This is a genomic window from Rhodoglobus vestalii, assembly GCF_006788895.1.
GTDB classification, from domain to species: domain Bacteria; phylum Actinomycetota; class Actinomycetes; order Actinomycetales; family Microbacteriaceae; genus Rhodoglobus; species Rhodoglobus vestalii.
The window spans coordinates 148,052-171,781 of record NZ_VFRA01000001.1; the positions used below are offsets into that span (position 1 = coordinate 148,052).

The 23,730-nt window shown below is 58.1% G+C and carries 24 protein-coding genes; 14 read left to right on the forward strand and 10 right to left on the reverse strand.

The window, feature by feature from the left end:
- Positions 1–10 precede the first annotated feature (10 nt).
- Genes FB472_RS00700 through tkt form a run of 3 tightly spaced genes read right to left on the reverse strand, consistent with a single transcriptional unit; the run spans position 11 to position 4,835 of the window.
- Positions 11–1,609, reverse strand: coding sequence for a glucose-6-phosphate isomerase (locus FB472_RS00700; RefSeq protein WP_141989224.1), 1,599 nt, complete (start codon positions 1,607–1,609; stop codon positions 11–13).
- Complete coding sequence (tal, locus tag FB472_RS00705) at positions 1,606–2,718, reverse strand: transaldolase (RefSeq protein WP_141989225.1); 1,113 nt, start codon at positions 2,716–2,718, stop codon at positions 1,606–1,608. The genes FB472_RS00700 and tal overlap by 4 nt, the downstream gene beginning before the upstream one ends.
- Before the next feature lie 23 nt (positions 2,719–2,741).
- Positions 2,742–4,835 (reverse strand): transketolase, encoded by a 2,094-nt coding sequence (tkt, locus tag FB472_RS00710; RefSeq protein WP_141989226.1) that lies wholly within the window; start codon positions 4,833–4,835, stop codon positions 2,742–2,744.
- A 244-nt stretch (positions 4,836–5,079) separates the two neighbouring features.
- Here tkt and FB472_RS00715 point away from each other — a divergent pair, with 244 nt between their 5' ends.
- On the forward strand, positions 5,080–6,000 hold the full coding sequence (locus FB472_RS00715; protein ID WP_141989227.1) for a heme o synthase: 921 nt from the start codon (positions 5,080–5,082) through the stop codon (positions 5,998–6,000).
- A gap of 14 nt (positions 6,001–6,014) precedes the next feature.
- Here FB472_RS00715 and FB472_RS00720 read toward each other — a convergent pair whose 3' ends face one another.
- On the reverse strand, positions 6,015–6,956 hold the full coding sequence (locus tag FB472_RS00720; RefSeq protein WP_141989228.1) for a COX15/CtaA family protein: 942 nt from the start codon (positions 6,954–6,956) through the stop codon (positions 6,015–6,017).
- A gap of 247 nt (positions 6,957–7,203) precedes the next feature.
- On the opposite strand from FB472_RS00720, the gene sufB reads away from it, so the two are divergent.
- From sufB to FB472_RS00750, 6 genes are all read left to right on the forward strand, one after another.
- Complete coding sequence (gene sufB, locus FB472_RS00725; protein WP_141989229.1) at positions 7,204–8,622, forward strand: Fe-S cluster assembly protein SufB; 1,419 nt, start codon at positions 7,204–7,206, stop codon at positions 8,620–8,622.
- Complete coding sequence (sufD, locus tag FB472_RS00730; RefSeq protein WP_141989230.1) at positions 8,623–9,810, forward strand: Fe-S cluster assembly protein SufD; 1,188 nt, start codon at positions 8,623–8,625, stop codon at positions 9,808–9,810.
- Positions 9,807–10,142 carry a non-heme iron oxygenase ferredoxin subunit gene (locus FB472_RS00735; protein ID WP_021810292.1) on the forward strand — a complete coding sequence of 112 codons (336 nt, stop codon included), beginning with the start codon at positions 9,807–9,809 and terminating at the stop codon, positions 10,140–10,142. Before sufD ends, FB472_RS00735 begins: the two co-directional genes overlap by 4 nt.
- Positions 10,143–10,178: 36 nt before the next feature.
- Positions 10,179–10,943, forward strand: coding sequence for a Fe-S cluster assembly ATPase SufC (sufC, locus tag FB472_RS00740; protein ID WP_021810291.1), 765 nt, complete (start codon positions 10,179–10,181; stop codon positions 10,941–10,943).
- Between the two features lie 4 nt (positions 10,944–10,947).
- Complete coding sequence (locus tag FB472_RS00745) at positions 10,948–11,277, forward strand: metal-sulfur cluster assembly factor (RefSeq protein ID WP_021810290.1); 330 nt, start codon at positions 10,948–10,950, stop codon at positions 11,275–11,277.
- A 146-nt stretch (positions 11,278–11,423) separates the two neighbouring features.
- Entirely contained in the window at positions 11,424–13,022 is a 1,599-nt protein-coding gene (locus FB472_RS00750; RefSeq protein WP_141989231.1) for an ABC-F family ATP-binding cassette domain-containing protein, read from the forward strand.
- A gap of 10 nt (positions 13,023–13,032) precedes the next feature.
- On the opposite strand, the gene FB472_RS00755 is transcribed toward FB472_RS00750, so the two are convergent.
- Both FB472_RS00755 and FB472_RS00765 read right to left on the reverse strand, forming a co-directional pair.
- Entirely contained in the window at positions 13,033–13,869 is an 837-nt protein-coding gene (locus FB472_RS00755; protein ID WP_141989232.1) for an SURF1 family cytochrome oxidase biogenesis protein, read from the reverse strand.
- Positions 13,870–14,104: 235 nt separating this feature from the next.
- Entirely contained in the window at positions 14,105–14,407 is a 303-nt protein-coding gene (locus FB472_RS00765; RefSeq protein WP_141989234.1) for a DUF3099 domain-containing protein, read from the reverse strand.
- 73 nt (positions 14,408–14,480) lie between these two features.
- Here FB472_RS00765 and FB472_RS00770 point away from each other — a divergent pair, with 73 nt between their 5' ends.
- Positions 14,481–15,203 (forward strand): beta-ketoacyl-ACP reductase, encoded by a 723-nt coding sequence (locus FB472_RS00770; protein WP_141989235.1) that lies wholly within the window; start codon positions 14,481–14,483, stop codon positions 15,201–15,203.
- 11 nt (positions 15,204–15,214) lie between these two features.
- On the opposite strand, the gene serB is transcribed toward FB472_RS00770, so the two are convergent.
- A complete protein-coding gene (gene serB, locus FB472_RS00775) occupies positions 15,215–15,859 on the reverse strand; it encodes a phosphoserine phosphatase SerB (RefSeq protein WP_141989236.1) in 645 nt (214 codons plus the stop codon).
- Between the two features lie 138 nt (positions 15,860–15,997).
- Between serB and FB472_RS00780 the strand changes: the two genes are divergently transcribed.
- Both FB472_RS00780 and FB472_RS00785 read left to right on the forward strand, forming a co-directional pair.
- The gene (locus FB472_RS00780) at positions 15,998–16,780 is read left to right on the forward strand and encodes an ABC transporter ATP-binding protein (RefSeq protein ID WP_141989237.1); all 783 of its coding nucleotides are present in this window, start codon (positions 15,998–16,000) and stop codon (positions 16,778–16,780) included.
- 73 nt (positions 16,781–16,853) lie between these two features.
- Positions 16,854–17,105, forward strand: coding sequence for a type B 50S ribosomal protein L31 (locus FB472_RS00785; protein ID WP_035898171.1), 252 nt, complete (start codon positions 16,854–16,856; stop codon positions 17,103–17,105).
- Positions 17,106–17,165: 60 nt separating this feature from the next.
- Here the strand turns inward: FB472_RS00785 and FB472_RS00790 are convergent, their stop codons facing one another.
- Positions 17,166–17,864, reverse strand: coding sequence for a 3'-5' exonuclease (locus FB472_RS00790; protein WP_141989238.1), 699 nt, complete (start codon positions 17,862–17,864; stop codon positions 17,166–17,168).
- Between the two features lie 130 nt (positions 17,865–17,994).
- Between FB472_RS00790 and FB472_RS00795 the strand changes: the two genes are divergently transcribed.
- Positions 17,995–18,906: an alpha/beta fold hydrolase gene (locus FB472_RS00795; protein ID WP_141989239.1), complete on the forward strand. Its 912-nt coding sequence runs from the start codon at positions 17,995–17,997 to the stop codon at positions 18,904–18,906.
- Positions 18,903–19,991 carry a glycosyltransferase family 4 protein gene (locus tag FB472_RS00800; RefSeq protein ID WP_141989240.1) on the forward strand — a complete coding sequence of 363 codons (1,089 nt, stop codon included), beginning with the start codon at positions 18,903–18,905 and terminating at the stop codon, positions 19,989–19,991. Before FB472_RS00795 ends, FB472_RS00800 begins: the two co-directional genes overlap by 4 nt.
- A gap of 25 nt (positions 19,992–20,016) precedes the next feature.
- On the opposite strand, the gene FB472_RS00805 is transcribed toward FB472_RS00800, so the two are convergent.
- A complete protein-coding gene (locus tag FB472_RS00805) occupies positions 20,017–20,649 on the reverse strand; it encodes a histidine phosphatase family protein (protein WP_141989241.1) in 633 nt (210 codons plus the stop codon).
- A 14-nt stretch (positions 20,650–20,663) separates the two neighbouring features.
- Positions 20,664–21,494 (reverse strand): Sir2 family NAD-dependent protein deacetylase, encoded by an 831-nt coding sequence (locus FB472_RS00810; protein ID WP_141989242.1) that lies wholly within the window; start codon positions 21,492–21,494, stop codon positions 20,664–20,666.
- Positions 21,495–21,575: 81 nt separating this feature from the next.
- Here FB472_RS00810 and FB472_RS00815 point away from each other — a divergent pair, with 81 nt between their 5' ends.
- Positions 21,576–22,379 (forward strand): TrmH family RNA methyltransferase, encoded by an 804-nt coding sequence (locus tag FB472_RS00815; RefSeq protein ID WP_141991396.1) that lies wholly within the window; start codon positions 21,576–21,578, stop codon positions 22,377–22,379.
- Positions 22,380–22,414: 35 nt separating this feature from the next.
- Complete coding sequence (locus tag FB472_RS00820) at positions 22,415–23,641, forward strand: D-alanyl-D-alanine carboxypeptidase family protein (RefSeq protein WP_141989243.1); 1,227 nt, start codon at positions 22,415–22,417, stop codon at positions 23,639–23,641.
- Positions 23,642–23,730: the final 89 nt, after the last annotated feature.

Here is a 23,730-nt window from a genome sequence, read left to right on the forward strand (position 1 = left end):
CGTCTGATCATTATCCCATCGCATCGAGCAGCAACGGCAACGAAACCTTCGGGTTTGGGACAGTCAAGCTCAAGACAGGACGACCGTGCTCGGCGAGTACGCTCGCATCCCCTGCGGCTTGAGCGCGGATGAATTGCCCAAAAGTGAAGGGACGATCGGGAATTTGCAGGTCGATCTCGTCAGCCGCAATGATCTGTAAGAACACACCAACGGCGGGCCCGCCCTTGTGGAACTGTCCGGTGGAGTGCAAGAACCGAGGCCCCCACCCGAAGGTGACGGGGCGTTTCGCCCGTGCGGCGATGCGCTCACGAAGCTCTGCCAATTCAGGGTACGCAACGCGATCAGCGTAAGCCTGGATCGCTACGTAACCGTCGTCATCCAAATAGGAAAGAAGTGAGGAAATCACCCCGGCAAGATCGCTGCTGTCAGCCACAACTTCATCGGAACCGCGCACATCGATGTCTCCGACGGTAAACGTTGGAGCCTGCAGCGCAGTGGGATTATCGATCAGGTCACGGGCGGCGACCTTCGCCGCTTCAACATCGGGCTGGTCAAACGGGTTAATTCCGAGGATGCGACCAGCGACAACCGTGGCGTACTCCCAGAGCAGCAGCTGTGCGCCGAGCGAGCCCGCAATCTCGATTTCTCCGTCAATGACACTCTTTGTGTCGTCCCAATCGCCAACGAGTCGAACCACTTGAAGGTCGTCAAGATTCTCAGCGATCTCGGGGGAGTCTGGCCGCAAAACAACCGGGAGAATTCCTTTACCCAGCTTGCCGGTGGACTCCGCGATGAGCTGTTCTGCCCAATCACCAAAGCCCACAATGTGCGTTCCGTCGGCAACGATGCCGAGTTTGTCTTTCAGGGGGTCGGTGCCAGCGATTGCAGCACCCAAGATCAGCCCCGGATTGTGATGATCGTCTACGGCAAGCTCAACCATGACAGCTTCCGCCTCATCGAGCAGCCCGTCGAGGTCTACCCCGGCGAGCCCAGACGGTACCAGGCCGAATGCGGTTAGTGCGGAATATCGTCCGCCGACATTGGGGTCTGCAGTGAAGACGCGATACCCGGCCGCCCGCGCGGCAGAATCCAAGGGGGACCCGGGATCGGTTACGACGACGATTCGTTCGCGGGGATCAATCCCAGCATCAGTGAAATATTTCTCGTAGATTCGCTTCTGAGAATCTGTCTCCAGCGTGGAGCCTGACTTGGAAGAGATTACGACGGCAGTGGTCGCGAGCCGATCACCGAGTGCACTCAGCACCTGGGCCGGATCAGTAGAGTCCAACACGGTAAGTTCGACGCCATAGGTCCGTGTAATCACCTCAGGGGCGAGCGAAGATCCGCCCATTCCGCCGAGCACAAAATGGTCTATGCCGTCAGCGCGCAGCTTGTCTCGGAGTGCGTAGATGTCATCGACGAGGGGACGGCCGACCGAAACTGCTTCGACCCACCCGAGTCGCTTTGCCGACTCCTCTTCAGCTTCTGGGCCCCAGAGTGTCGGATCGCCACCGGTGATGCGACTAGCAACTAAATCGCTGACGAGCTGCGGAACAACCCGGTCGACAGCATGGGCTGCGGCACCGGAGACGGCGACCTTAACACTCATTTTGCTGCCTCGAGCGCTGCCGAAACGGTGTCGAGTAGTTCATTCCATGACACGATGAACTTCTCCACGCCTTCCTTTTCAAGGAGCACGGTGACCTCGTCGTAGGGAATGCCCAGCGCGGTCAGTGCATCGAGCGTGAAGTTTGCAGCGGCGTAGTTAGCAGTGACCTGCTCGTGGGTGATCACGCCGTGATCGAACGTCGCCTCCAGAGTTTTCTCGGGCATCGTGTTGACGGTCTCATCAACAGCAAGCTCCGTGACGTACAGGGTGTCAGGCAAGCTGGGATCCTTGACTCCGGTCGAAGCCCACAGCGGACGCTGCTTATTGGCGCCCGCAGCGATCAGAGTTTGAGCGCGGTCGGTGGCAAATGCAGACTCGTAAACTTGGTAGGCGAGGCGCGCGTTTGCAACGCCAGCTTTGCTCTTGAGCGCCTTAGCGTCGTCGGTGCCGAGAGCATCGAGCCGTTTGTCAATTTCGGTGTCCACACGGGACACGAAGAATGATGCGACCGAGTGAATTTTAGACAGGTCGTGACCCGCAATCTTCGCTTTCTCGAGACCGCTCAGGTAGGCATCGATCACTTCACGGTGGCGAGCGAGGCTGAAAATGAGCGTGACATTGACGCTGATGCCAGCGGCTATCGTCTCGGTGATCGCCTCAAGTCCTTCGACGGTCGCGGGGATCTTGATCATCGCATTCTCGCGGTTGACCTTCGCCCAGAGCTGCTTCGCCTGTACGATCGTTCCCGCTGAATCGTGCGCCAAGCCGGGCTCGACCTCAATAGACACGCGACCGTCTCGGCCGCCGGTCGCATCGTAAACCGGCCGGAAGATATCGCTCGCTGCCGCGACATCGTCAGTAGTGATCTCGAATACCGCTTCTGTTACGGTCTTGCCCTCAGAAGCGAGTACGGCTACCTGCTCGTCATACGCTTCACCCTTGGCCAAAGCAGTTGCAAAAATCGTGGGGTTCGTGGTGATCCCAACAATATTGCGAGAGTCAATGAGGGCCTCGAGGCCGCCCGAGTTGATCCGCTCGCGCGAGAGGTCGTCGAGCCAGATGCTCACTCCGAGATTGGAGAGCGCAGCGGTTGGGGATTCGTTAGTCATTTTTCTTTCCTTTGTCGGATGGCCTAGACGGCATCCAGAGAATCGCGTGCGGCGGCCACTACGGCCTCGGTGGTGATGCCAAACTCACGGAACAGAGTCTTGTAATCCGCGGACGCGCCGAAGTGCTCTATCGAGACACTGCGACCCGAGTCTCCAACGTACTCGCGCCAGCCGACGGCCAGGCCTGCTTCAACCGATACACGAGCGCGCACGGCAGAGGGCAGTACCGACTCGCGATATTCTGCAGATTGCTCGTGGAACCACTCAAGGCTGGGAGCCGAAACAACGCGCGCGCTAATTCCTTCAGCGGCGAGAATCTTGCGGGCTTCCACGGCCAGTTGCACTTCTGAACCGGTCGCGATCAGAATCACGTCGGGGGAGCCGTTGGCAGCCTCGGCGAGCACGTACGCTCCCCGTGCCACATTGGATGCGGCTGCGAACGTTTCGCCGTGAGCCACAGAATCACCGCGTTCGAACACCGGCACGTTCTGGCGGGTGAGAGCGATACCGGCGGGGCCGTTGCGGCGTTCAAGGATTGTCTTCCAAGCCCAGGCTGTCTCGTTGGCATCTGCGGGACGCACGACATCGAGACCCGGGATCATCCGCAGGCTCGCAAGCTGTTCAATCGGCTGATGAGTCGGGCCGTCCTCACCGAGGGCGACGGAGTCATGAGTCCAGACGAATATCGACGGAACAGCCATGAGTGCCGCCAAACGAACAGCGGGACGCATGTAATCGCTGAAAATCAGGAACGTACCGCCAAATGCCCGAGTGTTTCCGTGCAAAACAATTCCGTTGATGATGGCGCCCATGGCATGCTCGCGGATGCCGAAGTGCAACACCCGACCGTACTCATTGCCGGTCCATTCTCCCGTGGAGTGCTCGCTCGGTATGAATGACGCACCGCCGGCGATTGTCGTCAAGTTCGATTCCGCTAGGTCAGCCGAACCACCCCATAGTTCTGGGATCAGCCCGCCCAACGCTCCCAGGACCTTGCCGCTGGCTGCACGGGTAGATACATCCTTGCCCGCCTCGAACTCAGGCAGCGCTGCTTCGATGCCGTCTGGGAGTTCACCCGAGAGCACCCGATCGAGAAGTTGCTTTCGCTCGGGGTTTACTTCAGCCCACCTGTCGAAACTCTCGGTCCATACCTCTCGCTGCTGCTTGCCGCGGGTGACAGCCTGACGAGTGTGGTCGATTACCTCGGGGTCAACGACGAAACTTTGTTCTGGATCAAAGCCAAGTTCGCGCTTGGTTGCCGCAAGTTCCTCTGCACCGAGGGCGGAGCCGTGAATTTTGCCGGTGTTCTGCTTGTTCGGTGCCGGCCACCCGATGATGGTGCGAAGAATAATGAGCGACGGCTGGTCGGTAACTCCCTGAGCTTTCTGGATTGCCGTGCTGAGCGCTTCTACGTCTTCAACGTACTCGCCGGTCTTTTTCCAGTCGACTACCTGAACGTGCCAGTTATAGGCCTCGTAGCGTTGGTGAACGTCCTCAGTGAAGGCGATGTTGGTGTCGTCTTCAATAGAAATCTGGTTGCTGTCGTAGATCGCGATTAGATTGCCAAGTTTTTGGTGACCTGCCAACGATGAAGCCTCCGACGAAACGCCCTCCTGAAGGTCGCCATCACCCGCGATGACATAGATGAAGTGATCGAAGGGGCTCTGGCCCGCTTCCGCCTCGGGGTCGAAGAGACCGCGTTCGAAGCGAGCGGCATAGGCGAACCCGACCGACGAGGCGATTCCCTGGCCGAGTGGCCCCGTGGTGATTTCGACCCCAGCGGTGTGACCGAATTCAGGATGCCCGGGTGTCCGCGAACCCCACGTGCGGAGCGCTTTTAGATCGTCGAGTTCGAGCCCGTAGCCGCCAAGGTAGAGCTGAACGTACTGAGTAAGCGAACTATGTCCGACGGAGAGGATAAAGCGGTCCCGCCCTAACCACTGGTCGTCGCTTGGATCGCGACGCATGACTTTCTGAAACAGCAGATACGCGGCTGGCGCCAGACTCATCGCGGTACCGGGATGTCCGTTACCCACCTTCTCGACAGCATCAGCGGCCAGAATTCGAGCGGTATCGACCGCTTTATTGTCGATGTGATCCCAGTGAAAAGCTGCCACGAGACTGATGACCCTTCTGCAAGCGAGGTGCCCCACCCGCGAACGATCGGGGCACATGAACAGCCCGCCACGCGACATCATTGGCTCGGTCAGTGGATTTTCGTCGCTGCGCGGATGCAACAGCGGTCTGAAACCACCGAGAGGCGGGCACTCCAAGTATAGGGAACCATGACGATGAACGTCGTCGCCGTGACGATCACGTTCGCGTTCGACGCAATTTTCCCAACAGCTTAGAATCGTAGGTATGGATGTCACTCTAGAAACCCGAACGCAGAACGATCGCATCCGCATCCTCCGAAAACTTCGCGCTTATGTGGCACTCACCAAGCCGAGAGTGATCGAGCTGTTGCTGGTCACGACCGTTCCGGTCATGGTGCTCGCCGCCAACGGAATCCCGAATCTTTGGCTTGTTTTGGCCACTCTTGTTGGGGGGATCCTGAGCGCTTCCTCAGCAAATGCGTTCAACTGCTACATCGATCGTGATATCGATCGCGTGATGGCGCGCACGAAGCATCGCCCGCTCGTTACTGGAGAGCTGACTGACCGTGAAGCACTGCTCTTTGCGTGGCTCTCTGGCGTCGGCTCCGTGCTGTGGCTGGGACTGTTGACTAACTGGCTAGCTGCGGGACTGTCGCTTTTTGCGATCCTCTTTTACGTGGTGGTGTACACGCTTCTTCTCAAGCGCCGCACCCCACAGAACATCATTTGGGGGGGAATCGCTGGCTGCATGCCCGTTCTCATCGGTTGGGCCGCAGTAACCGGGGATCTCTCATGGGCGGCCTTTGTACTCTTTGCGGTTGTGTTTCTTTGGACGCCCCCGCACTACTGGCCGCTGTCAATGAAGTATCGGGCGGATTACCAATCTGTTGGCGTGCCGATGCTCGCTGTTGTTCGCGGCCGAGCAGCCGTCGGCCTGCAGGTCATCCTGTACGCCTGGGCCACAGTCGCATGCTCACTGCTGCTCGTGCCCGTTGCCGGTATGGGGATTGTCTATACCGTCGTTGCTGCCGGCAGTGGCGCATGGTTCATCATTGAGTCCCACCGGCTTTACTCGACCGCGATCCGTCACGGGGAAGTCAAGGCAATGCGCGTGTTCCACAGCTCAATCAGTTACTTGACGCTTGTTTTTCTCGCAGTCGGCTTAGACCCACTGCTTCCGTTCTAGGCCCGCTCGACGATTTACCGATGTGCTAGTTCGCGTTCGTCCGCAACGACGTCGTTTGTTTGCGGGGCGGGCGAGCGGAGGGAGAGCACGACAACCACCATCGCTGCAGCGATGGCGCACGCAAGAACCATGTGGATGCCGACGAGCAAGATCGGCAGCCCCGTGCGTGACTGAATGATCCCAACGACTGCTTGAACGACCTCAAGGGTGAGCAGCAGAATCGCAAAATTCATGATTCTGCGGTGTCCCTTCAGGGCAAGCGAAATGACCAGAACAAGAGTCGCTGCGACAAGTGCGTAACCTGGCCAGCTATGAACGTGCTGCAGGATGCTGGCATCGAGACCATTTCGCGCTGAGCCATCGTCGCCGGAATGCGGGCCGGCTCCGGTGGTGAGAATTCCGGCAACGACTGTCACAGCGACGAGGAAGCTTGTCACGTGGGTCAGAATAACGATTGGCTGCGAGACTTCTAGCCGGTCGCTGCTGGAGCCAGTCCACACCTTGTAGACGAGTGCAGCACTGACCGCGACGAGGATCGCAGAGATCGCAAAGTGAACGCCGACAATATTCGGGTCGAGTTGCACTCGCACCGAGAGCCCTCCGATGAGTCCTTGCAGTACCGTTCCGCCCAACACCACGAGTGCGAGTGTCATCAGATCGCGACGTTCACGGCGGAGGCGGATCAGCATCACAACCATCAGAATCGCAACAAAACCGACGATGATCGACAACAAACGGTTGCCGAATTCGATGACGCCGTGCAGTCCCATCTCCGGGGTCGCGATGAGGGAAGCATCGGTGCAGAGGGGCCACGTCGGGCATCCGAGGCCTGATCCGGTGAGCCGTACCGCACCGCCGGTGGCGACGATCACAATCTGAAGCACTAAAGATGTCACGGCAAAAAAACGCACCCGTGTGCTTACGTAGTAGGGCAATCGTGCGATAACGGCGTTCACAGCCGCACCTCCTGTTATTTCGGGCTTCAGTCTGTAGAATGATCTGTGTTCAGGAACACAGCCCATGCCGGGAAGTCAATGATGACAGCGAGATAAAACCTTGCTTGTCCTGTTTCAGTCTAAGTTCGCCGGCGCAGTTTTTTCGCCACCGCGCATGTGAACCTCACGAAACAATCCCGGCAATGTTCTGTGCGGCGGAATTCCCAAGCAGCCACCTTGGTTGATAGGGGCAAGAAACGAGGTACCGATGTCTGATGTGCTGATTGATCGCCCAGAACTCAATGGCTTGGGCCAGTATGAGTTTGGCTGGGCTGACTCCGACGTTGCGGGAGCCTCCGCACGACGAGGAATCAACGAAGAGGTTGTCCGTGACATCTCAACTTTGAAAAATGAACCCGAGTCAATGCTGAAGAAGCGTCTCAAAGGGTTGGAGTTATTCGGCCGCAAGCCGATGCCGAAGTGGGGCGCAGATCTCTCGGGCATCGACTTCGACAACATTAAGTACTTCGTCCGTTCCACTGAGAAGCAGGCTCAGACGTGGGAAGACCTTCCGGCCGACATTCGCGATACCTACGAGAAGTTGGGGATTCCGGAGGCGGAGCGCAATCGTCTCGTGTCTGGTGTGGCCGCTCAGTACGAATCTGAGGTTGTCTTTCACTCCATCAACGCCGAGCTTGAGGCTCAGGGCGTCATCTTCATGGACACCGATACGGCACTTCGTGAGCACCCAGAGTTCTTCGACGAATACTTCGGCTCGGTGATTCCCGCTGGCGACAACAAGTTCGCCGCGTTGAACACCGCCGTCTGGTCGGGTGGATCCTTTGTTTACGTTCCTAAGGGCGTTCACGTCGAAATTCCTCTGCAGGCGTACTTTCGCATCAACACTGAGAACATGGGGCAATTTGAGCGCACCCTGATCATTGCTGATGAGGGCTCGTACGTGCACTACATCGAGGGGTGCACGGCACCCATTTACAAGTCCGACTCGCTTCACTCCGCCGTCGTCGAGATCATCGTGAAGAAGAACGCGCGAGTTCGCTACACGACGATTCAAAACTGGTCGAATAACGTTTATAACTTGGTAACGAAGCGCGCAATCGCGCACGAGGGCGCGACCATGGAGTGGATCGACGGAAACATCGGTTCCAAGGTCACGATGAAGTATCCGTCTATCTACCTCGTCGGCGAGCACGCCAAGGGTGAGACACTCTCTGTGGCCTTTGCGGGACCTGGTCAGCACCAAGATGCCGGCGCAAAAATGATCCATATGGCGCCATACACGACGTCGTCGATCGTCTCCAAGTCAGTTGCGCGTGGTGGTGGCCGTGCCGGTTATCGCGGGGAAGTGCGGGTTGATGAGAAGGCTCACCACTCTGCGAACACTGTCCGATGTGACGCTCTCTTGGTTGACACAATTTCGCGGTCTGACACTTACCCGTCCATCGACATTCGGGTGGATGACGTTCAACTCGGTCACGAAGCTACCGTCTCCAAGGTCAGTGCAGAGCAGCTCTTCTACCTGCAATCACGCGGAATGGAAGAAGACGAAGCGATGGCAATGATTGTTCGAGGATTCATTGAGCCCATCGCGCGTGAACTGCCTATGGAGTATGCCTTCGAACTCAATAAGCTCATCGAACTGAGCATGGAAGGATCCGTCGGCTAAATGACCCTTGTCACACCAGAACAACATGGACTCAAAGCTCACGGCGATGGTGGATGGGATGCCGAAGACAAGAACTTCGTTCCCGTTCAAACGCGCTCAGCTCGCCCCAAGTCTTTTGACCACGCTGATTTTGCTCCGATCACTGGCATCGAGGCCGACTGGAAACTCACACCAATAAAGCTCATTACGGTTTTGCTCGACGATGCGCTTGACGGCACGCAATATCCTTTCGAAGCTGAGGTCCCCGACGGCATCCTGATTGAGTGGGTACCGCGTGACGACAAGAAAATTGCGTCGGCGGGCGCGCCAGAAGACCGCGCATCCGCAAATGCGTGGTCGAGTTTTGAGCATGCGCTAGCGATCACGGTGTCCGGCGAGGAGCACGTAACTCTGCGCTTGAATCGCACTGATTTGGGGAGTGGCGCCCGCGGCGCGCACACCGTAATTACGGCGCAACCGCACAGCAACAGCACTATCATCATTGATTCGGCGGGTGCCGCTCTTCTCAGCGAGAACGTTGAGATCGTCGTGGAGGAGGGCGCGAGCCTCAACGTTGTCAGCGTTCAGGACTGGGACGACGAGGCCGTTCACTTGGCAAGCCATTTCGTTCAGGTCGGGCGCGACGCCAACCTGAAGCACACGATCGTGTCACTCGGTGGCAAAGTGGTGCGTGTGAACCCGTCTGTGCATCTCTCAGGAGAAGGGTCAGACGGCGAGCTGAACGGTCTGTACTTTGCAGACAAGGGCCAGCATCTCGAGCAGCGCGTGTACCTTCACCACAAAGCAGCGCACACGCGCGGTCGAGTCAACTATAAGGGCGCACTTCAGGGTGACGGAGCGCGCACGGTGTGGGTCGGCGACGTTCTCATTGGCAGCGGCGGCACCGGAACCGACAGCTATGAGCAGAACCGCAACCTGGTGCTCACCGAAGGTACCCGAGCAGATTCGATTCCAAACTTGGAGATCGAAACCGGTGATATCCAAGGAGCCGGGCACGCAAGTGCTACCGGACGTTTCGACGATGAACAGCTCTTCTACCTGCAGGCACGCGGCATCTCAGAATCGGAGGCACGTCGTCTCGTCGTGATCGGATTCCTCGCGGAGATCGTTCACAAGGTCGGGGATGAAAAGCTCGAAGCACGTCTCCACGCCGCTATTGAATCCGAGCTCGAAGGGACCCTCTCGTGACCGCCCAGCGAGTTTGCGCAATCGAGGAACTGGAGCCGAACAAGGCGCACCGGGTCGAACTCGATGGCACCGCAATTGCGATTGTTAAGGACTCTGCCGGGGCGGTGCACGCGATCGGCGACACCTGCACCCATGGAGATATTTCCCTCTCAGAGGGTTTCGTCGAAGACGGAGCAATCGAATGCTGGGCACACGGTTCGCGATTCTCCCTCGACACGGGAAAACCATTGAGCCTGCCAGCCTACGAACCTGTACCGGTCTTTGTAGTGAAGATCGACGACGATGGTGGGGTTCACATCGATCCCGAACTCACCGTCGCTATCGAGGGCTAAACGCCCTCCTCCCGAGACCATTAAGGAAAGAAACACATGTCAGTACTCGCAGTCAAAGACTTGCACGTTAGCGTTGAAACCGAGCAAGGAACCAAGAGCATCCTCAACGGAGTTGACCTTACGATCGACCAGGGTGAGATCCACGCCATCATGGGCCCCAATGGTTCGGGTAAGTCCACTCTCGCTTACACAATTGCCGGTCACCCGAAGTACCACGTCGAGAGTGGGTCTGTGACGCTCGACGGCGAAGAGGTGCTCGATATGAGCATTGACGAGCGTGCACGCGCTGGGCTCTTTTTGGCAATGCAGTATCCCGTGGAGATTCCCGGGGTCAAGGTTGCAGACTTCCTCCGCACCGCCAAGACCGCGCTGAGTGGCGAGGCACCCGCACTTCGCCCGTGGATCAAAGAGGTAAACGCGTCGATGAAGGCACTGCGGATGGAAAAATCTTTCTCCGACCGGAACGTGAATGAGGGTTTCTCTGGTGGCGAGAAGAAGCGCAACGAAATCCTGCAGCTTGAGCTTCTGAAGCCGCGCTTCGCAATTTTGGACGAGACCGACTCAGGGCTCGACGTTGATGCTCTCAAAATCGTCTCTGAGGGCGTAAACCGTGCGCACGAGTCGACCGGTCTCGGGCTGCTTTTGATCACCCACTACACCCGTATTTTGCGCTACATCAAGCCCGATTTCGTTCACGTTTTCGTCGACGGTCGTATCGCTGAACAGGGTGGTCCTGAACTCGCAGATCGCCTAGAAAACGAAGGCTACGATCGATTTTTGACCGACACGAGCGTAGCCTAAGCGTATGTCTACAGTTCTGGCCCCCGCCCTCTTCGATGAAGTTGAAGAGGCGCTAAAAGATGTCATCGACCCCGAGCTCGGCGTCAACATTGTGGATCTCGGTCTTATCTACGACCTGAGCTGGGATCCCGAGAACAATGCGCTCATCATCAGCATGACTCTCACATCAGCGGGATGCCCGCTGACCGACGTGATCGAAGAGCAGATCGCTCAGTGTCTCGACAATGTTGTAGAAGCATTCCGTATCAACTGGGTGTGGATGCCACCGTGGGGGCCAGAAAAAATTACCGATGACGGTCGCGACATGATGCGTGCGCTCGGCTTCTCCATTTAGGATATCTCGCGCCCTTTAGCGTCGTCGCTGTGCGGGATGCCTGAACGTGTCACCGCATTGGGGCCGAGCAGCCAACGCTAGGAAGTAGACTAGCTGGTTGGTGATGTTGCCCGTAAACCCCTACCCCAAGATTTGGATGTTTTGACGTGCTTGCTGTGCATGATCTCGAGTTGCGCGTTGGCGAACGCATGCTGATGCAGGATGTCAACTTCCGTGTAGATCGCGGCGATAAAATCGGCTTGGTCGGGCGCAACGGCGCGGGAAAGACTACCCTCACCAAAACGCTTGCTGGTGAGCTTGAAGCAACAGGCGGGGCTATCGAGCGCACCGGCGAAATCGGCTACCTGCCGCAAGACCCCCGCTCAGGAAACCCGGAGGACCTCGCTCGCACCCGCATTCTCGATGCTCGCGGCTTGGGGAGCATCGTTCTGAAGATGCGCCAAGCTCAAGACGAGATGGGAAGCAGCGATCCTGCCGTCAGCACCGCCGCGATGGATCGCTACAGCAAGTTGGACGACCGTTTTCTTTCACTGGGCGGGTACGCAGCCGAAGCCGAAGCGGCATCGATTGCTAGCAATCTGAGTCTGCCAGACCGCATCCTCGACCAACCACTGTCGACGCTATCCGGTGGTCAACGTCGCCGCATCGAACTTGCGCGAATCCTGTTCTCAGGCGCTGACACGATGCTCCTCGACGAGCCGACAAACCACCTCGATGCCGATTCGGTGGTGTGGCTACGAGAATTCTTGAAGAACTTCTCCGGTGGCCTTATCGTCATCAGTCACGATGTCGAACTTGTTGAAGATACCGTGAATAAGGTCTTCTATCTGGACGGCAACCGTCAGCAGATTGATCAGTACAACATGGGCTGGAAGCACTACCTGCGCCAGCGCCAGTCTGATGAAGAGCGCCGCAAAAAGGAGCGTGCAAACGCAGAGAAGAAGGCCAGCACGCTGCAGGCACAGGCCGCGAGATTTGGCGCGAAGGCGTCGAAAGCCGCGTCAGCTCACCAGATGGTGGCACGCGCAGAAAAGCTGCTTGCCGGTCTTGACGATGTGCGAACGACCGACCGGGTGGCGGCTCTGCGCTTTCCCGAACCCGCCCCGTGTGGGCGAACGCCTCTCATGGGCCACAATCTCAGCAAGAGCTACGGTTCGTTGGAGATATTCACCTCGGTAGACCTTGCAATCGATCGTGGTTCCAAAGTGGTGATTCTGGGATTCAACGGTGCCGGAAAGACCACCCTTTTACGCATGCTTGCTGGCGTCGATGAGCCGGATACTGGGCGCATCGAACCTGGCCACGGACTCCGCGTTGGATACTACGCCCAAGAACACGAAACCATTGATGTCAAGCGTTCTGTGCTTGAAAACATGGTCTCTTCGTCGCCGCACATTACTGAGATGGAGGCGCGTCGAGTGCTTGGTTCGTTCCTCTTCACCGGTGACGACTCAGCAAAGCCTGCGGGTGTTCTGTCCGGTGGGGAGAAGACTCGACTCGCTTTGGCAATGATCGTAGTGAGTGGCGCGAACGTGCTTCTGCTCGATGAGCCGACAAACAACTTGGACCCCGCAAGCCGGGAAGAGATCTTAGGTGCACTGGCAAACTACAAGGGAGCCGTTGTACTGGTAAGCCACGATGAGGGCGCCGTAGAGGCTCTCAATCCTGAACGAGTTCTGATTCTCCCTGACGGCATTGAAGACCATTGGAACAAGGATTACGCAGAACTCATTTCGCTGTCATAGCTAGGAACAGCTACGCGTCGATAATGGCGTCTTCGATTTGCGCATCGGTAGGACCGCGTTCTTCGGTTTTGCGCTTGCGTTTTTCGGCACGCTTCCGCTCGACGGGATCGGCTTCATTGATCAGTCGGTATTCCTGCCGGATTGCCCATCCGAGCCCAATAAATGCGAGCACCCCAAACGCGACCCACTGGAACGCGTACGACAGGTGTGCACCCTCATCGAGCAGAGGTTTCGGATAGGCGATTGGCATGTCAGCCACGCCGGGCGATTCCGACGCCAACAGGCCAAATCCGCCAACGTAGGTTGGCCTATCGAGCATCTGTTCAACGGTGGGTAGATGTATGGTCGCCACTTGACCATCCGGGGCGGAGCGCCCCTGAACGGTCGGCTCGCTCGGTTTGAGGCGCACCACGGCGTCGATTTGACCTGTTGGGGGAGCGGGCACCGCATCCGGAGCATCTTGGCTGTTTCCCGCTGGGACCCAGCCGCGATCCACCACGATTACACGGCCGCTGTTGAGCTGAAACGGTACCAGTACTTCGAATCCGGGTTGCCCTGAGTAGGGGCGGCCGCGAACAAGGAGTTGTTTGGAGGCCAGGTACTCCCCACTGATGGTGACCGGCATCCACTTGTTATCGTCATCAAAGTTCTCGAGATCCGGCATAACACTTTCGAGCTGCTGAGGCTCGGCCTGCCAATTCTCGCTGATACGCGCGACCTCGGTAGCAGCCTCCTCTCTGCGGTCGAACTGCCACTGAGAGAGAAATACGCAGCCGATCGCGAAAGCGAGAACGAGCGCCAAATAGCCAAACCACCGCCGCGAGAAAGCAAAACGCCACTTTTTCATTGCGTGTTTCCGTCCGGGACGATCGTGGCCGGAATTTCCCAATCACTAACGATCACGGGAAATGCCCGGGTTCTGAGGTATTCACTGAGATAGTCAACGTGATCGTCACACGCCACCCAAATTTTGACCCGATCCGGGCCATGAATGCGGGGATTGCGCCAATTGACGTTCCATCGAGCATCCGCTAAACAGCCTGCTCGCGAGCACCGTGATGCCGCCGGACCGCTCTCGCCAATCACCAATTGGGCCTATCAGGGCGCCTAGGCACAGTGGGGGAGCTAATCGAGCCCACAGCTAGTTGTTCCGGTGCGTTCAGCATGCCCGGTCGTTGCGTCGTAACGCTCGCGAGAACGACCGCAACCCAGGGCAATACAATTGCGCCCAAGATAGGCAACACGAGCCACCACCCTGTGACGAAGAGACAGAGGATTACACAGATAACACGGATGCTCATCGCGATCAGGTAGTTGACTTCACGCCGGCGGCGCTCATCTTGAGGCCGTTCGGGGAGAGACGTGATGGACTCAGGACTATTCATGGGCTTTCTCAGGTCGCCTAGGGATCGTTTCACTAAAGACTACGCCGCTGTTTACGACTATATGCTGGGAACTATGAGTCGCACAGCACCCGAATCACGGATCGTTTTAGTCACCGGAGGCAACCGCGGTATTGGCCGGGCCATCGCGGAAGAGTTTGTGGCGCAGGGGTATAAGGTCGCCGTCACTGCGCGCTCGGGTTCCGGTCCAGAAGGCACCCTCACAGTTATCGCGGACGTCACCGAACCAGTCAGCGTCGATGCCGCTTTTACGGAGGTCGAGTCCAAGCTTGGGCCCATTGAAGTTGTTGTGGCAAACGCAGGAATTACCCGAGACATGTTGCTTATGCGAATGAGCGACGATGATTTCACGCAAGTGGTCGATACCAATCTTTCCGGCGCTTTCCGTGTTGTCAAGAGGGCGTCGAAAGGCATGATGAAGGCGCGCTTCGGCCGCATAATTTTGGTCTCGAGCGTTGTTGGCCTCCTTGGATCTGCCGGGCAGGTCAACTACTCCGCTTCGAAGAGTGGTCTCATTGGACTAGCCCGTTCGCTCACCCGCGAGCTGGGGAGTCGCGGTATCACGGCAAACGTCGTCGCCCCCGGCTTCATAGAGACCGACATGACCGCTGCCCTCCCCGCCGAGCAACAGAATGCATACCTCAAGCAAATCCCCGCCAGTCGGTTTGCGCAGCCCGCGGAAGTCGCGAAGGCAATAGTGTGGCTGGCGAGTGACGATGCCGCCTACATTTCCGGTGCCGTAATCCCCGTTGACGGCGGTCTCGGGATGGGCCACTGACCCTCAGCTCGCTAGCCCCGAAGCCCGAGCAACGGCAACAGGGCGCTCAAGTCTCGCGTGTCGATGTGTACATCAGCGTTGGCTCGAACGATCGGTTTAGCGGTTATTCCGACCGAGAGCGCGGCTGCTTTCATCATGAGCAGGTCGTTGGCACCGTCACCCACGGCGATAGTGCCAGACAGGGGAGTGCCGGAGTCGTTGGCCCACTCGCGAAGCGCATCAGCCTTGGCCCGGGAATCGATGATGGCTCCGATCAGCTTGCCCGTCAGTATCCCATTGACGACCTCGAGTCGATTGGCTCGGGCGTAACTCAACCCGAGTTTGCGGGCCACGGGATCGAGGAGTTCGTGAAACCCGCCGGACACGGCACCGACACGCCCGCCGGCTGCGACGACGGTGGCAATCATTTCTTCCGCTCCGCGCGTCACGCGGATCTGGCGCCCACTCTCGCCCAAAACCCTTTCGGGAAGGCCTTCAAGTGTTGCGACCCGCGCGCGCAAGCTCTGCTCGAAGTCGAGCTCGCCATTCATTGCCTTAGCGGTGATCTCGGCGACTTCGGGTTCAGAGCCCGCGTGAGCCGCAAGCAACTCAATTGCTTCGTTCTCGATCAGAGTGGAATCAACATCGAGCACAACGAGGAACGTTGACAACGGCATAACCTTTCCTGTGACGGCGACTACCGTGGTCAATCCACATCACACCACGCCACACGCCAGACTATCGGGGTCCTCAAGCTATCGGGGTCGTCAAAGGGAGCACACGCGCTGTGGCTTGAGCGAATAGGATAGGTGATCATGGCTAGTGTTCTCACCTTTACCGACGTATCCGTTACTCGCAACGGTTCCACGATTCTCGACTCGATTTCGTGGAGCGCGCAAGCATCGGATCGGTGGGTTATCTTGGGCCCCAACGGCGCAGGCAAGACAACGCTGTTGCAGTTAGCGGCGGCACAGATCCACCCCAGTTCCGGTGAGGTTGTTGTGCTTGAGAGCACACTTGGTTCGGCCGATGTTTTCGACGTTCGACCGAGGATCGGGTTTTCTTCTACAGCACTTGCCCGCCGAGTGCCGAACAACGAGAGGGTCATCGACGTTGTTCTTACCGCGGCATATTCGGTTACTGGCCGCTGGAACGAGCAGTACGAGAAGGTTGACCTGCGTCGCGCGCGTCGTGTGCTCGCAGAGTGGAGCCTCTTACCTCTAGAGGAACGTCGATTCGGGGATCTCAGCGACGGTGAACAGAAGCGCGTTCAGATTGCTCGTTCAGTCATGACCGACCCAGAACTCTTGTTGCTGGATGAGCCGGCGGCAAGTCTCGACCTCGGGGCTCGAGAGGAGCTTGTTCAGTTGCTGAGTGGGTATGCGCAGTCGGAGAGCGCCCCGGCAATTGTCATGGTCACTCACCATGTAGAAGAGATTCCGCCCGGGTTTACGCACGCGCTGGTGATGACAAAGGGCACCGTGCACAGCGCCGGCATGATCGACGAAGTCGTAACCTCAGAAAATTTGAGCGAGGCTTTTGGGCTGGAACTAGTGATCAGCAAGAACGCGGGTCGCTACACTGCACGAGCCGCGTGAACCTCTGCTAGGCTTGTGTGTCGGTCCGCGTGACCGCCTTTGTCTTTTTTACTCCAGAACCCAGGGAAATCCAATGAAGTCCGAGACTCACCCCACGTACATGCCCATCGTTTTTCGCGACCTCGCGTCGGGCACCACGTTCCTTACTCGTTCAACGGTGACGAGCCAGAAGACGATCGAGTGGGAAGATGGCAATACCTACCCGGTGATCGACGTCGAGATTTCTTCTGAGTCACACCCGTTCTACACGGGTAAGCAGCGCATCATGGACTCTGCTGGTCGCGTAGAGAAGTTCAAGAACCGTTACAAGGGCTTCGGCAACTAGCAACAACCACTTTTTTAGTGATGGCGACCGGTTGCCCGGTCGCCATCACTCATTAACCCGCTACTGAGGAAACGATCGCACGGGCCATTCACTGTTTGCGACAAAGTTGTGATCGCCTTTCGATGACCTCATGTAGTCCTGAAAGCTGGCCGCCTGGTCGGCGTACCACTGCCGTTGGCGATCATGGAGCTCGGCGAATGGAATGCTGAGCTCGTCGGTGTACTTCGCCACAAGCGCATGGGCCACCCGGGCGGCAGCAATTGCATCAGAGCCTGCATCGTGGGCGTCATCAAGGGACACGCCGTAGAGGCCTGCCGTCACCTCAAGAGTCCGCTTCCCGCGGCGATAACGATCAACAGCCTTGTCAATCACCAGGGGGTCAATTACGACGTAAGGCTCCACAAGGCTATTAATCGAGTGCCTGCGGCATTCCCGATCAAGGAGCGAAAGATCGTAGGGTGCGTTATAAACGACCAACGGCATACCAAGGGCACAGGTTACCTTGAGGGTTTGCACAATTTCTGCCACAACAATCGCGGCTTGGCGACCCTCAGCACGAGCTCGTTCGGTCGATATCCCATGAATAGCTGCTGCCCCCGCCGGAATCTCCACCCCAGGGTCGGCCAGCCAATCCCAACGCGATACGACTGCACCCGACGGATCGACGAATGCAATACACGCAGAAACAATGCGGCTAGTTTCGACGTCGACGCCGGTAGTTTCAAGATCGAAAGTTGCTAACGTGCCCGAGATGCCCATGAACTTAGCGTAGGCCGACGCACTGACAGCCGTAACGCGGCTCGCGGACACTGTCGAGTAAGAACCGCGCGTCCGCAACGCGGCCAGACGGATGTCAGCAACAGGGAAATGACTGCCTAGAATTGACCGAATGAGACCCGCATCCCCGTACGGAGCACTGCTCACGGACAACCCGGCGAGACGTTCAACCATTGACGTTCTCGGGGCCCCAACGCAGTACTGGGAATACGGTCCCGCCGAAGCGGAAACAGTGCTCGTGCTTGTTCACGGGTTTCGAGGCGACCACCACGGCCTCGACGCGGTGTGTGCACATATCCGCGGCATCCGCATCGTTAGTCCTGATATTCCGGGATTCGGTGAATCTGCGCCTCTCAACGGCCACGCGCACGACATCAGCGGGTACGCGATGTGGTTGCAAGCATTCGTGGGGGCGTTGGGGCTCAGCGGTCGCGCAGTCTTGCTCGGCCACTCCTTTGGGTCAATTGTGGTTTCGGCAGCCATTGCCGGCGGGCTCTCTACGCCCCAGATCATCCTGGTCAACCCGATCGCCGCTCCGGCACTCGCGGGCCCCAATGCGATCCTCAGCAAAATCACCCTCGGGTTTTACCGACTTGCGCGAGCGCTTCCCCATGCACTTGGCGCACCGCTGCTGAGCAACTGGCTTGTGGTGCGGGTGATGAGCCTTGCAATGGTGAAAACTCACGATTCTGAGCTTCGCCGCTGGATTCATCAACAGCACCATGCACATTTCAGTAGCTACGCGAACCGGGATAGTCTCCTTGAGGGTTTCGAAGCATCCATTGGGTCGGATGTGAGCATGTTCGCCGAGCAGATTGCCGTGCCGACGCTGCTCATCGGGGCACGAAACGATCCGATCAGCCCGGTGCCGGCGCAGCAGCGTCTCGTCGCTCTTTTCGCCCAAGCCAGACTCGAACTTTTCGACAACGTCGGGCATCTGATTCACTATGAACGGCCGCGAGAAGCGGCCGAGCTAATAGTCGGGTTCCTCAACGCGGGGACCGTTACGGAGCCGGCCACATGAAGATCGTTTTTGATTGCCGCTACACACGCATCGGCAGACACGATGGCATTAGCCGCTATGGATCGCGGCTCGTCGAAGAACTGAGCAAACTGCACCCGGTGACCATGCTCATTTCTGATAGGCGACAACTTGACCTGCTGCCTGACCTCCCCTGGGAGCTGGCAACGTCGCCAACCGCTGCCAGTGAGCCTTTCGTTGCGTTTCAGGTGAATAAGCTCAATCCCGACGTCGTGTTCACCCCCATGCAAACCATGGGGCCGTACGGGCGCAAATACGCTCTCGTTACTACCGTGCACGATCTCATCTATTACAAGCATCCCGCGCCTCCTCACAACCTTCCGTGGGCAGTTCGAGTGATGTGGCGCATCTACCACCTCACGTGGGCATTCCAGCGTGGGCTGCTCAACAGGGCTGATGCGCATGTCACTGACGCGCATACGACTCGCGATCAAATGCGCGAGCATCGGCTGACGACGAAGCCGATCTCCGTGGTCAGTCTGGGCACCGACAGCCCAGCTCGGTACACCGTTCGCACGGTGCCCACGTCGCGCGAACTCGTGTACATGGGCTCCTATATGCCCTATAAGAACGTTGAGTTGATCGCGCGAGCGCTTCATGATCTCCCCGGTTATACGCTGCACCTTATGAGTCGAGCCGATGATGCGGTGAGGGCTCGATTGACCGCGCTGGCACCCGAGTCAAGCCTGATCTTTCACGATGGAGCCAGCGATGAGGTGTACACCGAAACTCTGTCACGGGCGACCGCGCTGGTGAGCGCATCGCGCGATGAAGGGTTCGGTCTTCCGCAGGTTGAGGCGATGGTGCTGGGCACTCCGGTGTTGCTGAGTGACATCCCGATTTTTCGAGAAATATCAGGCCCTGCGGGGGGATTTTTCGATCCGGATGATCCCGCCGCACTTGCCCGTGAGGTGAAAACACTCGCAGATCCCGCAGTGTGGCAGTCGCGCTCAACAGCCGCACGCACCCGATCCGAGGAATTCACTTGGGCGAAGGGTGCCGCCGGACTATTGGACGTGCTCACGGATGCCGTCGTAGAGCGCCGCAAATCTCGCGCCAGAAGGTAGCCGCGACTCGCGCGGCGCCGAGAGGCTAAAGACCAGACGCTTCTCGATGCGCGATGGGATTCTGAGCATCGAAGGTCGCAGCACCCGTGATCTCTGACTCCACTTCGATTGGGTCATCAAAATTGATCAGTTGGAGTGCCCCATCATCATGGCGAAAGCTATGCACCGAGCCATTGACGATTGGAGCTCGCGGCCTTTCGGGCGACACTGCCGCTAAAACCGAGGCAATAACCCCACCGTGGACCACGACGATTATGAACTCCCCATGGTGCGCTTCGGCTAGTTCCACCAGTGCCGGCACCACGCGCGCGACCACTGAATCGCGGGATTCACGACCCGGAACGTTTATATTGCCGGGATAAAGAGCGTCAAGCTCAGTGCCCGTGCGTCCCTCGGCTTCACCGTAGTTGCGCTCTGCGAGCGCGGGAACAGCGATTGGTGCCGACAGCCCGACTTCTGCCGCGATGATCTCAGCCGTCTGCCGTGCGCGGGAGAGCGGGCTTGTGAAGATCCCGTCCCAGTGTCGACGCGCAAGTAACCTGCCAGTGTTTGCCGCTTGTTCACGCCCGGTCTCATTGAGTGGGATGTCGGTGGAACCCTGAACACGTCGTTCACGGTTCCAATCGGTTTCACCGTGACGCACCAGGTAAATGAACACACAGCTCCATTCGATCAGCGGGGAAGACGATCGAGCAACCCTTCCAAAATTGCGGATGCTCCACCGTCAAGCTTAAGGTCGGCCCGCCGATCAGCCTTCGTTTCGCCACGGTTAATGATGATCAGCGGTATATTCTTGCGCAGCGCTCGTTCAACGAGGCGGATGCCAGAGTTCACCACGAGCGATGAGCCTGCAACGATGAGTGCTTCCGATTGATCCACGAGTGACGAAGCGAGTTGAAATTTTCGGGTTGGTACAAATTCGCCAAAGAACACGACATCCGGCTTCAGCATGCCGGCGCACACCGTGCATTCGGGGATCACAAACGAGTCGATATCGTGAACTTCTGCATCGCCATCGGGATTGAGCGTGTGCGAATCAGACTCTTCGAGCCAGGGATTCAGTGCAGCGATCTTGTGAGCCAGTGGGGTGCGGGCGAAATATTGGCCGCACTGAAGGCACCGGGCTCGGTCGATGCTGCCGTGCACATCCACGACACGCTTGGATCCTGCCCTCAAGTGCAGCCCGTCAACGTTCTGAGTAATGATCCCGTTGCTCAGTCCACGCCGCTCGAATTCGGCCAGTGCGCTATGTCCACCATTCGGTGCGGAGGCCGCAAATCTTTTCCACCCCAGGTGGCTGCCAGCCCAGTACCGTTGACGGAAGCTTTCACTGCTCTGAAACTGTTGAAACGTCATAGGATTACGCACTGATGCACCCTCCCCGCGATAATCAGGTATGCCGGAGTCGGTGCTGATCCCAGCACCGGTCAGCACACTGATGAGCTTGCCGTCGAGGAGCTCTGCAGCACGGTCGAGTTCACTGCCGTTGTTGGGTGTCTGCACTCCTTAAGCGTAGACACTGTCGGCAGCACAATTGCCGAGTGCGTGCTTGTGTCCATGAATTGATGAATTTGGGAAAACATGGTGAATGTCTTTCGGGTGACCGATCTCTCCGATCCGCGATTGAGCGACTTCGCTAACCTCACCGATGTGGCCCTGAGGCGGCGCACCGAGCCGGAGGGCGGTCTGTACATTGCGGAGTCCTCGAAAGTTATTGCCCGGGCTCTTCGGGCTGGACACGTTCCGCGGGCCGTTCTTGTGCTCGAACAGTGGCTCGATAATGTCGCAGAGTTATTAGGGTCAAGCGACACTCCCGTGTATGTGGGGGAATCAGGATTGCTTGAACAGCTCACGGGGTTCAACCTTCACCGTGGGGCACTGGCATCGATGCATCGACCACCATTGCGCCCGGTTTCGGAGCTGATAGAGGATGCTCGTCGGATCGTGATCCTGGAGGACATTGTTGATCACACAAATGTGGGTGCGGTGTTCCGTTCCGCTGCTGCGCTTGGAGCAGATGCTGTTCTGATCAGTCCGCGCTGCGCCGATCCGCTCTACCGGCGCAGTGTTCGCGTGAGTATGGGCACCGTTCTTCAGGTGCCTTGGACGAGGATTCCGCACTGGCCGGCGGACGCCCAGCAGCTGAAAGCGGCCGGTTTTCACCTCGCAGCGCTCGCACTGAGTGATGACTCCGTCGATCTCGACACGTTCGCGGCACAGGCTCCGGAACGCGTTGCCCTCATTCTCGGAACGGAGGGTGACGGGCTCTCGAGTCAAACGATTGACGTGGCTGATAGCGTCGTGAGAATACCGATGATGCACGGCGTTGACTCGCTAAATGTGGCAGCGGCGAGTGCGGTTGGTATGTACACCCTTCGTGTTCGTTAGCCGCTTGGCGACGATCAAACTGTTAGCGTTATGCGGTGCCGCTGACTCAACGCCAAATCTTTCGTCGTCGACGCATCGCCGTGTTCGCGGGGGTCGGGGTAGCACTGGCCGCGACCTTCTACCTTCCGCTGACGCTACTGGCACCGCTCGGCGAAGTGGCGGCAACTGTTATTACGCCAGTGGCGCCGCAACTCCCAGCGCCGCAACTCGCTTTTCCGAACTACGGAGCTTCAGCGATCGCCGCTATCGAACGGCCAGGTGTGTTGGCTCACGCCGGCAGCGAGGAGGCCCTCCCTATCGCTTCGATCACCAAGGTCATCACGGCTCTTGTGGTGCTCGACGCGAAGCCGCTAGGGGTGGATGAAGCGGGCCCCACGATCACGTTCGGGCCAGCCGATCTCGACTACTACTCCACACAACAGGCGCGGTTCGGCCTCGTGTGGCCGGTTTTTGACGGACAAACTCTGTCGCAGCGCGATGTCATGAACGTCGTACTGCTCGCCTCTGCCAACAACTACGCCCAGTCCCTCGCGCGGTGGGCTTACGGTTCCGACGAGGTATTTGTGGCTGCGGCGAACGCGTGGCTGAGCGCCAACGAACTCGACGATACGGTACTGACTGAGGCATCCGGAATTCAAGAAACCAACCGAAGTACAGCCCGAGATCTGACAAAACTTGCTCGCCTTGTCGTCGATAGCCCGGTCGTCGCCGCAATTGTGTCAACACCGTCGGCAGAAGTTCCCGGCCTAGGAACAGTGAGTAATCGCAACCAATTGCTGGGAATTGACGGCGTTGACGGTATCAAGACGGGCACGCTCGATGACGATTGGGCATGCCTTCTCTTCTCCACCGATGTCGAAGTTGGTGGCGAGATGAAAACTCTCGTCGGGGCTGTGGTTGGTGGGCCCGATCATCCGGCGATCGCACGTGCGATCCGATCACTCATTGCGGATGCGATCGCTGGCTATTCGACGGTGACTCTTGCCAGTGCCGGAGAGGAGTTTGCGGAGTACGACACGCCGTGGGGCGACGATACCAGCGCAGTAGTTTCTGAAACGGTAACCCGTGTGGTGTGGGGGGAGGACACCATCACAGTGACGGTGGATGCCGATCCGGTTTCTCTGACCGAAGCCGGTGATAGCGCGGGCGTTGTTCGCGTTCGCATCGGCACGGACTCACTGAAAATTCCGCTGGAGTTTAGTGACGAAATTGGTGACCCTGGGCCTTGGTGGAGACTCACAAACCCACAGAGTTTGTTTTAGAGCCTTAATAGACACGGGGCTCCCAGCCTCTCGCGATAGGGTGGATCGCATCCAGAGCAGCCGCTCGAGTTTGACATGGCTGGGAAGTC